Raw genomic sequence first — 15,307 nt, 5'->3', positions numbered from 1 at the left:
TTATGGTTACTGTCCAAAAATAAAGAGTAATTAAACAGGAGATTTGATGTCTGGAGAAACCAACCTGGAACGCCTGCTGGCTTCTGCGTCACCGCGCCATAACCCTGGGCGTTATGTTTTTTGCACGACTAATACGCTGCCTGAACAGTTAGCGACTCACGCAGTGGTTGTGGTGCGAGAGCAAGAAGGTATTACGCTGGTATTGCCGGAGGATATTGCCCGCGAGTCCGGCTTTCCGTGCAATTATGTGGCAGCCTGGATAACCCTGGAAGTGCACTCATCACTGGAAGCTGTTGGGCTGACGGCGGCGTTTTCACAGGCACTGGCCACCCAGAAAATAAGCTGCAATGTGGTAGCCGGTTTCTATCACGACCACCTGTTTGTGGCCGCTGAAGATGCTGAGCGTGCGTTAAGCGTTCTGCAAAACTTAGGGGAAAACACAACCCGTTAATGATGTGGATAAATTCCTTTTCCTTATTAACGCCGCACCATATTAATTTGCTGGGTAATAAACGCGCTGCGGAAATATTCGCGCAGTGCCAGCATGGCAGGTGTGAATTCAGCATCGTTACGCCAGGCAAGGCCAACGCCCATAGGGTGCACATTATTCACCAGTGAGCGGGTTTCAATACGCCGCCCTTCCAAAGACCACGGGCGGTACACCAGGTCAGACAATATCGCGATGCCTGAACCGTTGCCGACCATACTGCGCACGGCTTCAACGGAACTGGTACGCAATATAATATCCGGGCGAAACCCGGCTTCTTCCCAGTAGCGCATGGCGCTGTCTGCGGCTTCATCCACTGTCAGCATGATAAAAGGCTCGCCTGCCACGTCTTCAAGTGTTACCTGCGATTTCGCGCACAGCGGGTGGTGCGCAGGCAGCCATAAACGGCGGGTGGAATTAAACAGCGTTTCTGCGTAGATATCCTGGTGGCGTAAGTTGCCTGTCAGCACCAGCGCCATATCCAGTGAGTGGTCCAGCAAACCTTGCTCAATATCCTGGCGCTCATATTCAAACAGCTGAATATCAATATGCGGGTAGTCTTGCGCCAGGCGTTGTAAATGGAAAGGCAGAAAATAGCCAATAACCGTGTAACTGGCGGCCAGGCGCAAAGTTCCTCGCGCACCGTTATCGTTAACCGGCACGCTGCGCACCGCATTATCCACAGTTTGCAAAATGGTGTAGGCATGGTTGAGAAAGTGATTACCGTGATCGGTCAGCACCATGCCATGCACGGAGCGGGAAAACAGTTTTTTCCCCAGCAACTGCTCCAGTTCCTTAATGGCCCCAGTTACTGCCGATTGTGAAATATTCAGGTGAACAGCCGCAAGCGAGATTTGCCCCATCTCTGCCGTGGCAACAAAATAACGAACCTGGCGCAAGGTAAGCATCAACATCTTCCTCTGTCTTTCGGGTTTGCATAGCTAAAAAGGCTGCGTATGTTAAGCCTTCTGATTTTCTGATATTACGCCATCTAAAAATACTACTTTCCGAATGAAAATAAATACTCATATATTAAATCAACAACTCCTGCGATAAATAAGAAATATATATGATGAAAATGGTAGATATTAACTCAGATATAGGTGAAAGCTTTGGGTTATGGGTCATTGGCGATGGTGTAGATGACGCATTAATGTCGGTTATTAGTTCTGCGAATATTGCTGCTGGCTTTCATGCTGGTGACCCAAATATTATGCGTAAAACCATTGAGCAGGCAAAAGTAAATGGTGTGGCAATTGGCGCGCATCCGGGTTTTCGTGATTTACAGGGATTTGGACGTCGCCATTTATCTATTCCCGTTGATGAGCTTGTTAACGATATTATTTACCAGTTAGGGGCGCTGCGGGAATTTGCCAGTTTATCTGGTTTGCCACTGCAACATATAAAACCCCATGGCGCATTGTATATGCACCTGGCACAAGATGAAGAAGCAGCCCAACAGTTTGTGGAAACATTACACCGGCTGGACAGCAAACTCTACTTATACTGTATGGCAAACACTGCTGTCTGGCGGGCAGCACAGCGGCTCGAGCACCCTGTCATTACCGAGTTTTATGCAGACAGAGCCTATAACGATCAAGGCGTTATTGTATTCACCCGCAATACCGGGCACCTGAAAGTGCAGGATATCGTCGATAAAGTTCTTCTGGCTTGCCTTGAAGGAAAAGTGAAGACCGTAACCGGTAATATTATCCCAATTCATTTTGATTCTATTTGTATTCATAGTGATACGCCCGGTGCGCTGGAAATTATTAGCGCAGTTAAAATGGCACTTATTCATGAAGGTGTGAAAATTACCTCCCCGAGTGCGGCGAAATAAATACTATCTGGAGAAAAATATGTCTGATTTTGAAGTTATATCACCTCTGCCTGGTGTGTTTTATCGCCAGCCATCACCGGATGCTAAGCCTTTTGTTGAACCAGGCCAAACAGTCACTGCAAATACGGTTATTGGGTTAATTGAAGTGATGAAACAATTCAGTGAAGTCTTTGCTGAAGTGGATGGGACAATAACAGAAATAGCCATGCAAAATGGTGATGCCATCGAGCCGGGGCAAACAATAGCCATAATAAAAACTGATAATGTATAACCACCCAGGAGGAGATATGGCAGGAAAAATAACAAAACTGCTGGTTGCTAACCGTGGGGAAATTGCCGTGCGCATTATTCGTGCTGCGCAGGCGTTGGGTATTCCTGTGGTTGCGGCCTGCAGTGAAGCAGATAAAGACAGCCTTGCGGCCCGGCTGGCAGATGAAACAGTGATTATTGGCCCGGCGCAGGCTGCACAAAGTTATCTGAATATTAACGCGTTACTGAACGCAGCCACCCAAAGTGGCGCTAACGCCATTCACCCCGGTTACGGTTTTTTGTCTGAGAATGCGCAATTTGCCGAGCGCGTGGAGCAGGCCGGGCTGATTTTTGTGGGGCCGGATGCACAAACGATTCGCGTGATGGGCGATAAAGCCGCAGCCCGGCGCACGGCTGCTGAAGCCGGTGTACCCGTAGTTCCGGGTTCACGGGTACTGGAAACAGTCCAGGCAGCCCAGGCCCATGCCGCACAAATTGGTTACCCCTGCATGATTAAAGCAGCGGCTGGTGGCGGTGGCAGAGGTATTCGTGTAGTCGATAACGACGAAGCCCTGGCCAGAGAATTCCCCGTTGCACAGAGTGAATCCAAAGCTGCATTTGGTTCCAGCGCGGTATACCTGGAGCGGTTTATTGCCCGGGCCCGCCATGTAGAAGTACAGATCCTCGGCGATGGCGAGCACGTGGTTCACCTGTTTGACCGGGAGTGTTCACTGCAACGGCGGCGGCAAAAAATGTTTGAGGAAGCGCCTTCGCCAGCACTGAATGACGAACAACGAAAAACCTTGTGCGACAGCGCGCTGCAGTTAGCCCGCCATTTGCGTTACCGGGGGGCCGGTACTCTGGAATACTTGTTTGACGAAGTGCGCGGCGAATTTTGTTTTATTGAAATGAACACCCGTATTCAGGTGGAACACCCGGTAACGGAAATGGTTACTGGTGTGGATTTGGTGCAGTGGATGTTACGCATTGCCAACGGTGAACCCCTGACGCTTGCGCAGTCGGATATTACCTTGCGTGGCAGTGCCTGTGAAATGCGCATCAACGCCGAAGACCCGGATAAAAATTTCTTCCCAAGCCCAGGCGTGATTGACGGCGTGGTCTGGCCTGGTGGCGAAGGTGTGCGGGTAGACAGCCATGTGTTCAGCGGTTACTGCATTCCACCCTGGTATGATTCCTTGCTGGCGAAAGTGATTACCTGGGGAGAAAACCGCCCACAGGCACTGGCGCGGGCCCGCCAGGCACTGGCCTCATTGGAATTGCGCGGCGTGAAAAACACCGCTTCGCTGCATAAATGGCTGCTGAGCCTTCCCCAGGTGGAGGCTGGCGAATTTACCACAACCACGCTGGAACAGTGGCTGGCTGAGCGCACGCAAAATGTGGCGATGCCTGCCGGAGAGGTACGACGTTATGGCCAATAACCCAATTCGTTACTCTTTCGGCGGCGATGAACACCTGTTCGCCGAAATTGACCGTGAAATGTCATTAAAGGCATTTTTCCGTGGGCTGAAACTGACACGGGCGCTGGAAGCCTGCCAGTTGCCTGGCGTGCTGGATATTTGCCTGGCGAATGCGTCTTTTCAGGTGCGTTTTAACCCGGATGTGTTAGCGCCCCATGTGCTGTTGGCACAGCTTCAGGTATTGGAAGCGGGGAATGACGGGGAAGATACCCTGGAAACCCGCATCATTGAGGTGCCTGTGTTTTACAACGACCCCTGGACACACGAAACCCTGATGCGCTTTCGTGACCGCCACCAGGAGCCGGGTGGCAGTGACCTGGATTACGCGGCCCACATTAACGGCTATACAGACAGCGAAGCGTTTATTGCCGCTCACAGCAACACGCCCTGGTTTGTTTCGATGGTGGGGTTTGTTTCTGGCCTGCCATTTATGTACCAAATGGTTGAACGGGAAAAACAGCTACAGGTACCGAAATACCTGCGCCCGCGCACCGATACGCCAGGGTTGTCTTTAGGCCATGGCGGGTGTTTTGGCTGCATATACTCAGTGCGTGGAGCCGGGGGTTACCAACTGTTTGGCATTACGCCTATGCCGATATATGACCCGGCGCAACGGTTGGCCTACCTCAAACCAGACATGGTGTTTTTCAAAGCGGGGGACATCGTGCAATTTCGCCCGGTGGATCGTGCTGAGTACGACACTCTGTGCAGCCAGGTACAAAACGGTGACTTTGCACCACGTATCCGCAAAGTCACTTTTGCACTGGCTGATTTCCTCAATGACCCGCAAGGGTATCCTCAGCAACTGAAACGGGGGCTGTATGACCATTAATGTTATTAAGCCCGGCCTTGCCACCACAGTGCAGGATACCGGCAGAGAAGGGTATTACCACCTGGGGATCCCACCTTCTGGTGCGCTGGACCCCTATTCCATGCAGATGGCAAATTTGCTGGTGGGTAACAACCCGGATGACGCCGTGCTGGAAATGACGCTACTGGGCCCGGAATTGCAGTTTACTGAAAATGCGCTGGTTGCCATTTGTGGCGCGGGCATGGTGCCCTTGGTGGATAACCAGCCAGCAAGCAGCCACACGGCTTTGCTTATCACCGCCGGGCAGAGCCTGCGCTTTGCCCCGGCGCGCCAGGGTTGCCGGGCTTATCTTGCCATTGCGGGCGGTATTGATGTGCCCCGAGTGTTAGGTAGCCGTTCAACCTATACGCTTGGCTCGCTGGGGGGTTACCAGGGAAGGCGACTGGCCGCGGGCGATGCGCTGCCTGTGTTGCCTGTAACCGCTGAGCGCTTTCGACGCGCGGGCAAAACGGTTCCCGGACCCATGCTTCCGCAATTCCCAAAATCTGTCACATTACGGATGCTGCCGGGGCTGTATATCCATCGCCTGACCGATGCAGCTGTAGACACCTTTTTTGCTGATACCTGGCATGTTAGTACCGAAGCAGACCGCACCGGTTACCGGCTGAAAGGTGGCACACCTTTAGCCTTTAAACCAGAAGAGCCGCCTTTTGGTGCGGGCTCGGACCCTTCAAATATTGTTGATGCCTGTTATCCCATTGGTTCGGTTCAGGTGCCCGGTGGGCTGGAACCTATTGTTCTGTTGCGTGATGCCGTGTCTGGCGGCGGGTATATGACGCTGGGTACGGTGATTAGCTGTGACCTGCCCATTCTTGGGCAATTACAGCCTAACCAGCGTGTGCAGTTTATTCCCGTCACGCTGGAAGAGGCGTTGGTTGCCCGTCGCGAATCACAATACAGGCTGGCTGAACTCACTCGCGTGTTGCGTTAACGTCGCCCGGGGCGTAAGCCCCGCGGCATAGATCACTGGTCTCTACTCGTTTCAGGAGGTTGCTATGGCTTCAGCTCCACAATCCCGGGCTGTGCAAAATTCGCCAGAGCCGGCACAGATGGGCAAATTGTCACTCACCATGGCATGGTGGGCAGTGTGTAGTGCGGTGTTTTACATTGTGGTGGGTGCATCGCTGGCGATGGCCTACGGCGCGGTTAACGCCATTATTGGCATGGTGTTATCGGTTATCACTTATGGCCTGATTAATGGTGTTATTAGCCGTTTTGCCATTCGCAGTGGGTTATCTGTCGCTCAGTTTTCGCGCCGCCTGTTTGGCCAGTTAGGGGCTTCGCTGGCAACCCTGATTTTTTTCTCTACCGCGATTTACTATGCGGTATTTGAAGGCTCGGTGATTGCGTTTGCGCTTAACCACCTGTTTCCGGGGCTGGTGTACTGGGCTGCCGCTGCGCTGGTGGTGGTTTACAGTGTGCCGCTGATTTTTGGCAGTGTGCAGCACTGGCTGGACAAATTTAATGGCGTGCTGCTGCCGTTTTATCTGCTGGGGTTACTGGCGACCATCGTGATGTCGGTAACCATTCATGGTTACCAGGCTAACTGGCTGCAACTGGGGCCTGCCACACCGTCGCCCTGGGGTTGGTGGAACTGTTTTACATCTTATATGGGTGTTTGGGTTCTGATGATGTACACCTTTGACTACGCACGCTTTGGTAAAGAGGAAGACAGCCAGTACCACGCGCGTTTCAATTTTGGGATGCCGTTTTATCTGGTGACTTTCTTGCTCAATGGCATGGCGGGGATCTACCTCACCAGCACCTTTGCGGCCGGTACAGCCTTAAATGAAACATCTGTTGTGGTGGCAATACTCAACCTGCTGGGGCTGGCCGGGCTGGGGTTTGTCTGGGTAACCCAAACCCGGATTAATACCGCGAACTACTACCTGGCAACGGTGAATATGCAGGTATTTTTCCACAGCCTGTTTAAGGTGAAGCTCCCCAAAGTGGTGTGGGCCTGTGTGGTGGGTGTAGCAGTCTATATTCTGATGCTGGCAGATGTGTTCGCCTGGCTGTTGCAGGCACTGGCTTACCAGGGCGTGTTTGTGGTGGCCTGGGTGGGCGTTGCCCTTGCCGGTATTGCCCGCAATGTACAGGCAGACCGTGAAAATAGTGCCATCAACCTGACGGGCCTTGGTGCCTGGTTTATCAGCGTTGCGATAGGTATTGCATTAATGCATGCCACCTCCGCTGTGGCAGTATTTTCAGCCCCGGTCACCTTTGTTAGTGCCTGTGGTTTGTATCTACTGTTCAGCCTGTGGGCGGGTGCCCGGTTACCGGCAACCAAAGTGATTAATGACTGATTAGCGGTTTCACAGTGTGCCCACCTGAGTGTGGGCATGCGGCTAACCCGCAACAGGCCAGGGAATGCGTGGTTTGCTAACCTGGCTGTACCAGACGTTGATACCTGGTGTATTCATCGGTGCAGTGACATGACTGGATAACAGAGAACATCCTGACTGGCGGTTGTAACCGATTCAAAAGAGATGAGCCTGTAGCCTCGCTGCATATAGAAGCGTATTGCCGGTAAGGAGGCATCCAGTGTTACTGAACCATATCGCTCCAGCACAGTTCTTTCCAGAAAATCCATCAGCAGTTTCCCGTACCCTTGCCGTTGGTATTGCGGCAGAACAAACAACCGCCCGATTTCATTTCCAGAGATACTTCCCGTTCCAACGACAATGCCATTGCTGGAAAGAATATATATCTCTCTGTTTTTAATTGATTGTTGTACTTTTTCTGGCGCGTGGTGTTCGAGAAAAAAACGTACAACGCCCGCCGGATAATATTTGGGGTAAATGGTGCTGATGGTTGTATTAATAACCGACAGCACTTGCCTGAAATCTTGCTCTTGCGCGTGTTCAATTTTCAAAGGAGCCACCTGCACTCAACAAAGATGCTGCCAGCTCCGGAGCCTGGCACACTTTGGTACGTGAAATTACTTAAGCAAGCTGAATTTTACACTGTTGCCTGTCATTGTTCTGCTGAAGCGCCAACAATCATAGTGCCGGTAAAATCTGTAAAGGGGATATTGCGTTGTCATAGCGCTTGGTGAACTTTCCTGATTTTATTGGCTTATCTTCCCTGAGTACAATAAAAGCAGGGCTTGTGTCACTTAGCGGGGGGAACGGAGGGGGTGGTTTTCAGTCTGGTGGAAAAGGGGGTTGTTGCGCTACGGGTGTTTTGCCCTCTTATTGGTTGGTTTTTCGTAAATTTGCGGGCCCGGTTCCAGTCCTGAGCTTGCTGCGGTTCTCCATTCCCGGTACGCTTTTTCCGCACCTGCAAATTCAGGTGCCAGGATTGGCATCCTGCATCACCCTTGTTGGTAACATGGTTCTAAATTACTATGTTGCGCGCACGGTTACACCTCAATGGCGGGCCGGGCGGGGGCACCGTAAGGTGCGCCGGGGTCCAACAAGGCCGGTTATGCCAACCCTGTTCGGTTCCGCCACCCGTGAAATTGGCATTTCCGGTGGCGGGAAAAATCAATTCCTTGTTGGAGGTGCCCTATGGCAACAATCCTCACCCTTGGCAGCCATTTGCTGTCTGTTCCTTTTAGTGCTGCAACTGATTTCACCGAACTGGCCACTTACTGCGAGCATTTTGCTCAGACCATGCTGGAAAGCGATGATCCTGCATTGAAAATGGCGTTGCTTGCCCGGCTGAATGCAGCACTTGCACTATTGCGCCCAACCCTGGATGACCCAATCCCCCCGCATCTGCTTGAGCAGTTTGTGGCAGATGTCCTGCCCGAAGCCCCGGTTTTCGAACCCAGCCCCGAGTTGTTGTGTGATTACTGCCTGGCACTGACTCAGGTGCTCACTCTACAGGGGTTACCACCTGAAACCGGTCAATCCCTGGCCGGGTTGTTAGCCGAGTTAGTGTGGCATTTTGCGGGCAACCTGAAAGCGCCGCGCTGGGAAACGCTTCCGGCTTGCGGGCTTTAAGCGGGTAATAGTGCCGTTGCACTGAATGTGAAGTAATGGGTTAAGCCAGGTGTGTTCAGCACCTGGCTTTTTTGTGTTGCTGCATTAGCACGGGTTGTATTTAGATATACAAAATAATGATGATGTATATTAATTTTCAGGATTAGATTTATAACTTATTTTTGCCGATGATTTGCCCATCAGTTATGCATCTCTTTTCAACAAATAAACGCTTTTCAACAAATAAATAAGGAGCCGCACATGAGCGATATCATTTGGCCCGCGGGTTATGTTCCTGGATTTACCGATAATTTCTGTTCCAATGAAGTGATTGTGGAAGGATTAGGTGTGGAAGACATCTGGCCTCTGCTGAATGTGCCAGCACAATGGCCGGGTTATTACGCTAACTCTGCTAATGCCCGTTTTTACGATAATAAAGGCCCAGAGCTGAGCCTGGGAGCCCGGTTTTATTTCGAAACCTTTGGTTTCCCGGTGGAGTCGCAATGTGTGGAACATGTGGCTCCCGTTAAAGGCCAGCCTGCCCGGTTGGCATGGCATGGCTGGGCCGGGGAGGAGAACAGTGATAGCCGCCTGGATGTGCACCACGCATGGCTGATTGAAGCTTTATCGGAAAACCGTGTACGCATTCTTACCCAGGAGACCCAGAACGGTAACCCGGCTAAAGAACTGGCTGCCACCAAACCGAACCCGATGATTAACGGGCACCAGGACTGGCTTGATGGCCTGGTTGCTGCTGCCCGTAAAGCCAAACAGTAATGGCAGGCTCAGGGGAATAACCCGTTATTCTCCCGTTATCGCCAGCGGCTTACTTTCACTGCAAGCAGTGAATAGCAGTTCCCGCATCCACCGTTGTGCGTTGTCGCGGTGGGTGCGCTCATGCCAGACAGCGGTTTTGGTAAAGCCCGGAACGCTAAGCGGCGGTTCCATCACCACCAGGCCTGGCACACCGTTAACCAGGCGGTGGGGGAGAATTGCCACCATATCGCTGGCGCGCAGGATCTCTGGCAGAATCAAAAAGCTTTTAACGGATAATGTGACATTACGTTGTTTCCCCAGCGCTTTCAGTGCGTCGTCTGTTACTCCACTAAACTGGCCCCCGGCATAAGAGACCAGTGCATGATCCAGGGTACAGAAGTCTTCCAGTGCCAGTGTATTTCCTTTAGCCAGCACCGGGTGGCCTTCCCGCACCACACAAACATAGTGTTCCTGAAACAAGTTCCGTGCGTGCAGGTTAGGCAAGGCTGCTTCGGGTGTTACCAACGCCAGGTCAATTTCTCCTTGCTCCAGCTGTACAGCTAATTGGGCATCATCAACGGGCACCAGCGACACCTGAATAAAAGGGGCCTGGCGCTTTAATGCCTGAAGAAAAGGCACAGCAATGGCGCGGAGTGCGTAATCTGTTGCGGCAATAGAAAACGTTTGGTGTGCGGTGGCCGGGTCGAAAACAGGAGGCTGTAATAATGCGCCAAGTTCACTCATGATTTGCTTGAGCGGCATAGCAAGATCCAGTGCCCGCTGGGTTGGCACAATACCACGCTGGGAACGGACAAACAGTGGGTCATCAAATGTAGCCCGTAAGCGGGTCAGCATGGCGCTCATTGCTGGCTGGGTAACCCCTAATTTGCTGGCTGCCCGCGTAACGTGGCGCTCATCTAACAATGCATCAAGCGCTTTAAGCAGATTGAAATCCAGTGCTTTAATATCTTTCATATCTATCAATTTTGTAAAATTAATCAACTCTGTTGATATCTTAGTGTGCTAGGTATAGATAGCAATGTGCAGGCTAATAGAAAGCAGGGTTTGTGCCGATAAACAAGATAATGTGAGCCGGGTCCAAAAATGTATTTGATAGATTACGTTTATTAATTGTAATGGTATTCTGAGCTAATCACTTTAAGTGAGTCTCTACCGCAGTTGATTAAAGGTGCTGATTTAAATAATAAAAATAACGGTTCCTTAGGAGTGCGAATGAACGAATACACGGGTGGGAATGTGTCCTTACTTCATACTGATAACAGTTTTATCAAAGAACTGATGCAGTTTTGTGGAACGGATTCTGGTCTGTATTCTCCCTGGGTAATGGTGCTGGAGCGTGAATACTCATCTGTTATTGTGCCTGGCTCAGCGCAATTGTCCCGTTACCATATTATTTCAAGCGAAAGACACGCCGCCTGGCAGCAGATTTTATCCGGGCAGACTCTAAGAGAGGGTATTTACTGCCTGAAAGACCTGGCTGAGTTCTACGGCCAGTTTCCTGAACTGGAAGCCGCAGTAATGCGCACCCACCTGAGTGTGCCGATCATATTGCGCGATGGCACATTGTACGGCTCGGTTAACTCAGTCAGTAAGCAAGAAAAAGAAGATTGCCAGGTAACGGTAACGCGCCTTGTCTCGCTGGCAAAAATCATCGCCCGTTATGCCGAAGAGCTGTTGGTTATCGAACAGCTCAAACAAGATAATTACCACCTGGCATTACACTCCTATACCGATGCATTGACCCAATTGCCGAACCGGCGGGCAATATTCGACCGGCTACCTGCTCTGTTTTCACTGGCCAAACGAATTAATCGCACAGTATTAATCAGTTATATTGACCTGGATGAATTCAAAAAAATAAATGATGACCTGGGGCATGATACCGGAGATGAACTGCTAAAGGACATTGGGCAACGGTTGCAACATATTGTGCGCGAAGAAGATATTGTTGGCCGAATAGGCGGCGATGAGTTTCTGCTGGCCTGCCTGGGCCCGGAAAAAAAGGCCGCCCAGAAATTGGCAATTGCCACGATTAAAAACCGCATTCATACCGCGCTGCGTGGGCAATATACCTTTGGCAATTTGTGTTTATGGTATGAAGGCGCAAGTGTGGGGGTGGTCAGTGTCTCCCCGGATAAATGTTCCGTGGAACATGCCCTTAAACTGGCTGACACCGCGATGTATAAAGAGAAAAAAGAGCGCAGGCGGGCGGCTGCTAACCAAAAAGAACGGTTAACGTAATGGGCTCGGGGGTGAGCGACAAAACAGCCTGCGTGGCTTCTGAACATCTCTTACCTGCCTGGCACTACTTATTTGCCCCATCTTATTCACACACCACCGCAAAGTGACCCGGCACACCTCCTGGGGGATGGTACCGGGGCTTGCTGGAATGGTGCCCGGTTATTCTGCCCGTGGCTGGAAAAAAGCTGCCAGTGCTTCCGATAACGCGTCTGGTTGTTCATCCGGAATAAAATGGCCGCTGTTGGCAATGGTAATTCCGGTAACGTCATCTGCAAATTCGCGCAGTGGTGTGGCCATATCGGTAATGGAACCCTGGTCTGCACTGATTGCCAGCAGTGGTACCTGGAGTTTCCCCTGTTCCCGTAGCGTTCGGTTCTGCCTGGCTGAAGCGGTGATTTCCCGGTATGGAGCTAGCCCGGCCCGCAGGGCGCCATTTTGCTGCAATAACCGGGTATATTCGGCAATATCAGTATCGCTGAATACCATCGGGCTGGCCGTTTTGCGCCGTAGGAACCATGTCAGGTAGACCTCTTCACGCCCGGTGATTAATGCTTCCGGCAGGTCGGGCAACAAATGAAAGGCAAAATGCCAGGTTTTCCAGGCTTTATCCGGTGTGGCTGGCAGGGAATCTGGTAACGTGATACCGGGTATGCCGGCATCCAGCAATGCCAGCCTGGTCACCTGCTGGCTGTAGCGCATGGCATATGGCCAGGCAACCCAGGCCCCTACATCATGAGCTGCCAGGTAATAGTGCTCCATGGCCAGTTGTTGCATCAGCCCATGAATTTTCTCAGCCAAAGATTGTGTATCGTAGCCAAACTGAGGTTTGTCGGAATCGCCCTGGCCGGGAAGATCTGGCGCGATAATTCGGTAGCGGTCAGCTAATTGCGCCATCACCTTATGCCACGCATACCAGCTTTGCGGGAAGCCAGCCAATAGCAGCAGAGGTTCACCTTGTGGGTTGCCACCGCTCACATAGTGCAGGCGCATGCCGTCTACAGTAACGAAATGGTGGGAAAAGCCGGGCAGGCCGCTAACGGGCTGTGACCAGGTGCAGTTCATTGTGTTATCAGGCATAACATCCTCCGGTTATTTAGGGAATGATCATTTCCAATATGGTTAAAAATTTTTAGTCGAGTAGTACCAGTGCCGTTGACACTATCTGTTCCTGGGCGGGAAGGTCATTCAGTTTCCCGGCGACACGCATGCCCAGTACCAGGCATAACAGTACGCTCGCCAGTGCTTCTGCATTGCATTGCGGATTTACAGAACCGTCCTGTTGCCCTTGTTGAATCAGTTGCAGAATACCTTGCTGATTTCGCTGTAGTGCCGTTGTAACCAAACCGGAAAGCTCCGGGTCGAACTGCTGTAATTCAATGGCACTGCCAACGACCAGGCACCCACGGCGTCCTTCAACGCTGCTGGCTGATTCCAGGTAGAAGTGCAGCAGCGCTGCTATTTTTTCCCGGCCTGTTGGTAATGCTGCCAGCCGCAGGCTCAGCGCGGTGTTACGCAGCGAGGTATAACGTGCAAACACTTGTAAAAACAAATTGCGTTTGTCATGGAAGGCCTTGTAAATGCTGCCAGCAGTGAGTTGCATACCTTCACTCAGGTCACTGATTGACGCGCTGTGATAGCCTTTGGAACGAAATACCTGCATTGCGAGATCAAGTGCGTTGTCGGTATCAAACTGGCGGGGGCGCCCGCGTACCCCTCGTGATTGCTGTGGCATGATTTATACCATTTAGGAAATGATCGATTCCTAAATAATTACATAATACTTTGCATAGTTAAAGTGATTTCGCAGATCGTGATATTCGGGGCAGGTGGTTGGGGCACACCATGATGCAGTACCACAGGCAGTTTTACACTACTGTGCTATTATCAGGGCACCGCCTCCTGTTAAAAGCACTGTAACAAGATGAATCATAATACTTTTAATATGCCTGAGTTGATGAAAACCGGGCATCTTATCACTGCTAAAAAGAAAACGACTTTGCTCAATGAAGGCGATATATGCCAAAAAATATTTATTATTGAACAGGGGTGCGTAAGATCATGGTTTAATAGCAATGGCGATGATGTCACTTTTCAGTTTTTTTTTGAGGGCGATGTAGTCACTTCTTTTGAAAGCCTGAAACATGAGGTTCCTGCTTTATATAATATAGAGACAATTTCTGACTCAAGATTAAGAGCCATTACGCGTACAGAGCTTTTTCAGTTGATTAATGAAAAGCCAGCGATAAAAAGCATCGTTGATGATTATATCATGACACGTTTATACCACTACCAAATGCTATTTATATCCAGAATCCGGAATACTCCACAGCAACGATACGATGAATTACTCAAGCTGCAACCCAATATATTTTCCCGGGTTCCGCATCATTATATTGCTACCTACCTTGGTATTACGCCTGTCTCATTGAGCCGAATCAGGTCAAAAAACAAGGATTCAGTTAACAATTGTTAATGCGCTATAAATCGCCTGCGGTAATCTTGCTGACAAATCACAGTTCACCGTAAGGGGATGCAAAATGGCAGCGCAAAAATTAAAAATCGGTTTTATTGGGCTGGGTAAGATGGGCAGTGGTATGTGCCAAAATATTCAGCAGGCAGGTTATGATTTAATTGTATATAACCGGACATTGTCTAAAACAAGGCCGTTTGAAGAAAATGGCGCACGGGTTGCCAAAACAATACCAGAACTGGTTGCCTGTTCAGATATTATTTTTACCAGCCTGTTTGATGACCAGTCGGTGATTGATATTTGCCATGGTCAGGACGGGATATTCAATGCTATTGCACCTGAGAAAATCCATATTGGGTTAACCACTATTCAGCCATCAACAGCAGACCAGCTCAAGGCAGAGCACGAGAAACATCATTGCCATTATATATCTGCACCGGTTGTTGGACGGCCAGATGCCGCTGAACTGGGGCGGTTAATCACGTTTCTGGCCGGGGACAGCTTAGCCATTCAGCAAGCTTTACCGGTAATTGAAACATACTCAATCAGGCAGGTGCATGTGGGAGAAGCCGCCAGTGCGGCAAGTGCCATGAAAATCTGTGTCAACTATATGACGATGGCTCAACTCGCCATGCTGGGGGAGATTTTTACTTTTGCAGAGAAAATGCAGCTCGAAAATTCTTTAGTGCTGAATATAGTGGAATTGTTCTTTTCAGGGAATGAAGCAATTAAAGAGTATGCCGGGAAAATTGCCAAAAGAGATTTTGATACTGCAGGTTTCGAGCTGTCTGCTGGCTTAAAGGATGCCTGTATTTTTGAAAAAGCGTTTAATTCCTGCGATGTAATCCCGTCAGCAATTCTTGGCGCAAAGCACAACCTGGTTACCGCACAACATATTGGGCTGGGTAAAAAAGACTGGAGTGCATTAACTGAGATATCCAGAATGATGGCCGGTTTATAAGCCT

At 50.5% G+C, this 15,307-nt stretch carries 17 protein-coding genes; 12 read left to right on the top strand and 5 right to left on the bottom strand.

Features of this window, described 5'->3' with window-relative positions:
- The first annotated feature begins 46 nt into the window (after positions 1-46).
- Positions 47-451, top strand: a complete 405-nt coding sequence (locus tag LC084_RS09520) for an ACT domain-containing protein (RefSeq protein WP_226570902.1) — start codon at positions 47-49, stop codon at positions 449-451.
- 26 nt (positions 452-477) lie between these two features.
- Here LC084_RS09520 and LC084_RS09515 read toward each other — a convergent pair whose 3' ends face one another.
- Positions 478-1,395 (bottom strand): LysR family transcriptional regulator, encoded by a 918-nt coding sequence (locus LC084_RS09515; RefSeq protein WP_226571198.1) that lies wholly within the window; start codon positions 1,393-1,395, stop codon positions 478-480.
- A gap of 161 nt (positions 1,396-1,556) precedes the next feature.
- Between LC084_RS09515 and LC084_RS09510 the strand changes: the two genes are divergently transcribed.
- From LC084_RS09510 to LC084_RS09485, 6 genes are all read left to right on the top strand, one after another.
- On the top strand, positions 1,557-2,327 hold the full coding sequence (locus LC084_RS09510; protein WP_226570901.1) for a 5-oxoprolinase subunit PxpA: 771 nt from the start codon (positions 1,557-1,559) through the stop codon (positions 2,325-2,327).
- Positions 2,328-2,346: 19 nt separating this feature from the next.
- Entirely contained in the window at positions 2,347-2,598 is a 252-nt protein-coding gene (locus tag LC084_RS09505) for an acetyl-CoA carboxylase (RefSeq protein ID WP_226570900.1), read from the top strand.
- 16 nt (positions 2,599-2,614) lie between these two features.
- Entirely contained in the window at positions 2,615-4,015 is a 1,401-nt protein-coding gene (locus tag LC084_RS09500; protein ID WP_226570899.1) for an acetyl-CoA carboxylase biotin carboxylase subunit, read from the top strand.
- Complete coding sequence (locus tag LC084_RS09495) at positions 4,005-4,886, top strand: 5-oxoprolinase subunit B family protein (RefSeq protein WP_226570898.1); 882 nt, start codon at positions 4,005-4,007, stop codon at positions 4,884-4,886. Before LC084_RS09500 ends, LC084_RS09495 begins: the two co-directional genes overlap by 11 nt.
- A complete protein-coding gene (locus LC084_RS09490; RefSeq protein ID WP_226570897.1) occupies positions 4,876-5,856 on the top strand; it encodes a 5-oxoprolinase subunit C family protein in 981 nt (326 codons plus the stop codon). The genes LC084_RS09495 and LC084_RS09490 overlap by 11 nt, the downstream gene beginning before the upstream one ends.
- A 64-nt stretch (positions 5,857-5,920) precedes the next feature.
- The gene (locus LC084_RS09485; protein ID WP_226570896.1) at positions 5,921-7,231 is read left to right on the top strand and encodes a purine-cytosine permease family protein; all 1,311 of its coding nucleotides are present in this window, start codon (positions 5,921-5,923) and stop codon (positions 7,229-7,231) included.
- A gap of 113 nt (positions 7,232-7,344) precedes the next feature.
- Here the strand turns inward: LC084_RS09485 and LC084_RS09480 are convergent, their stop codons facing one another.
- The gene (locus tag LC084_RS09480) at positions 7,345-7,800 is read right to left on the bottom strand and encodes a GNAT family N-acetyltransferase (RefSeq protein ID WP_226570895.1); all 456 of its coding nucleotides are present in this window, start codon (positions 7,798-7,800) and stop codon (positions 7,345-7,347) included.
- 637 nt (positions 7,801-8,437) lie between these two features.
- Between LC084_RS09480 and LC084_RS09475 the strand changes: the two genes are divergently transcribed.
- Both LC084_RS09475 and LC084_RS09470 read left to right on the top strand, forming a co-directional pair.
- Entirely contained in the window at positions 8,438-8,875 is a 438-nt protein-coding gene (locus tag LC084_RS09475) for a hypothetical protein (protein ID WP_226570894.1), read from the top strand.
- 240 nt (positions 8,876-9,115) lie between these two features.
- Entirely contained in the window at positions 9,116-9,631 is a 516-nt protein-coding gene (locus tag LC084_RS09470; RefSeq protein WP_226570893.1) for an SRPBCC family protein, read from the top strand.
- 24 nt (positions 9,632-9,655) lie between these two features.
- Here LC084_RS09470 and LC084_RS09465 read toward each other — a convergent pair whose 3' ends face one another.
- Positions 9,656-10,585, bottom strand: coding sequence for a LysR family transcriptional regulator (locus LC084_RS09465; protein ID WP_226570892.1), 930 nt, complete (start codon positions 10,583-10,585; stop codon positions 9,656-9,658).
- Positions 10,586-10,843: 258 nt separating this feature from the next.
- Here LC084_RS09465 and LC084_RS09460 point away from each other — a divergent pair, with 258 nt between their 5' ends.
- Positions 10,844-11,872 carry a GGDEF domain-containing protein gene (locus LC084_RS09460; protein ID WP_226570891.1) on the top strand — a complete coding sequence of 343 codons (1,029 nt, stop codon included), beginning with the start codon at positions 10,844-10,846 and terminating at the stop codon, positions 11,870-11,872.
- Between the two features lie 159 nt (positions 11,873-12,031).
- Here the strand turns inward: LC084_RS09460 and LC084_RS09455 are convergent, their stop codons facing one another.
- A complete protein-coding gene (locus tag LC084_RS09455; RefSeq protein WP_226570890.1) occupies positions 12,032-12,949 on the bottom strand; it encodes an alpha/beta fold hydrolase in 918 nt (305 codons plus the stop codon).
- A gap of 52 nt (positions 12,950-13,001) precedes the next feature.
- Positions 13,002-13,604 carry a TetR/AcrR family transcriptional regulator gene (locus LC084_RS09450; protein ID WP_226570889.1) on the bottom strand — a complete coding sequence of 201 codons (603 nt, stop codon included), beginning with the start codon at positions 13,602-13,604 and terminating at the stop codon, positions 13,002-13,004.
- A gap of 189 nt (positions 13,605-13,793) precedes the next feature.
- On the opposite strand from LC084_RS09450, the gene LC084_RS09445 reads away from it, so the two are divergent.
- Positions 13,794-14,345 carry a Crp/Fnr family transcriptional regulator gene (locus LC084_RS09445; RefSeq protein ID WP_226570888.1) on the top strand — a complete coding sequence of 184 codons (552 nt, stop codon included), beginning with the start codon at positions 13,794-13,796 and terminating at the stop codon, positions 14,343-14,345.
- A 64-nt stretch (positions 14,346-14,409) separates the two neighbouring features.
- Positions 14,410-15,303: an NAD(P)-dependent oxidoreductase gene (locus LC084_RS09440; protein WP_226570887.1), complete on the top strand. Its 894-nt coding sequence runs from the start codon at positions 14,410-14,412 to the stop codon at positions 15,301-15,303.
- Positions 15,304-15,307 lie beyond the last annotated feature (4 nt).

The sequence above is a fragment of the Mangrovibacter yixingensis genome, assembly GCF_020523985.1.
Taxonomy (GTDB): domain Bacteria; phylum Pseudomonadota; class Gammaproteobacteria; order Enterobacterales; family Enterobacteriaceae; genus Mangrovibacter; species Mangrovibacter yixingensis.
This window is presented reverse-complemented; position numbering and strand designations above follow the sequence as displayed.

Bases quoted from the DNA above. Each gene is read 5' to 3' on its own strand.
- LC084_RS09520 (WP_226570902.1), top strand. From the start codon at position 47: ATGTCTGGAGAAACCAACCTGGAACGCCTGCTGGCTTCTGCGTCACCG.
- LC084_RS09515 (WP_226571198.1), bottom strand. From the start codon at position 1,395: ATGCTTACCTTGCGCCAGGTTCGTTATTTTGTTGCCACGGCAGAGATG.
- LC084_RS09510 (WP_226570901.1), top strand. From the start codon at position 1,557: ATGATGAAAATGGTAGATATTAACTCAGATATAGGTGAAAGCTTTGGG.
- LC084_RS09505 (WP_226570900.1), top strand. From the start codon at position 2,347: ATGTCTGATTTTGAAGTTATATCACCTCTGCCTGGTGTGTTTTATCGC.
- LC084_RS09500 (WP_226570899.1), top strand. From the start codon at position 2,615: ATGGCAGGAAAAATAACAAAACTGCTGGTTGCTAACCGTGGGGAAATT.
- LC084_RS09495 (WP_226570898.1), top strand. From the start codon at position 4,005: ATGGCCAATAACCCAATTCGTTACTCTTTCGGCGGCGATGAACACCTG.
- LC084_RS09490 (WP_226570897.1), top strand. From the start codon at position 4,876: ATGACCATTAATGTTATTAAGCCCGGCCTTGCCACCACAGTGCAGGAT.
- LC084_RS09485 (WP_226570896.1), top strand. From the start codon at position 5,921: ATGGCTTCAGCTCCACAATCCCGGGCTGTGCAAAATTCGCCAGAGCCG.
- LC084_RS09475 (WP_226570894.1), top strand. From the start codon at position 8,438: ATGGCAACAATCCTCACCCTTGGCAGCCATTTGCTGTCTGTTCCTTTT.
- LC084_RS09470 (WP_226570893.1), top strand. From the start codon at position 9,116: ATGAGCGATATCATTTGGCCCGCGGGTTATGTTCCTGGATTTACCGAT.
- LC084_RS09465 (WP_226570892.1), bottom strand. From the start codon at position 10,585: ATGAAAGATATTAAAGCACTGGATTTCAATCTGCTTAAAGCGCTTGAT.
- LC084_RS09460 (WP_226570891.1), top strand. From the start codon at position 10,844: ATGAACGAATACACGGGTGGGAATGTGTCCTTACTTCATACTGATAAC.
- LC084_RS09455 (WP_226570890.1), bottom strand. From the start codon at position 12,949: ATGCCTGATAACACAATGAACTGCACCTGGTCACAGCCCGTTAGCGGC.
- LC084_RS09450 (WP_226570889.1), bottom strand. From the start codon at position 13,604: ATGCCACAGCAATCACGAGGGGTACGCGGGCGCCCCCGCCAGTTTGAT.
- LC084_RS09445 (WP_226570888.1), top strand. From the start codon at position 13,794: ATGAATCATAATACTTTTAATATGCCTGAGTTGATGAAAACCGGGCAT.
- LC084_RS09440 (WP_226570887.1), top strand. From the start codon at position 14,410: ATGGCAGCGCAAAAATTAAAAATCGGTTTTATTGGGCTGGGTAAGATG.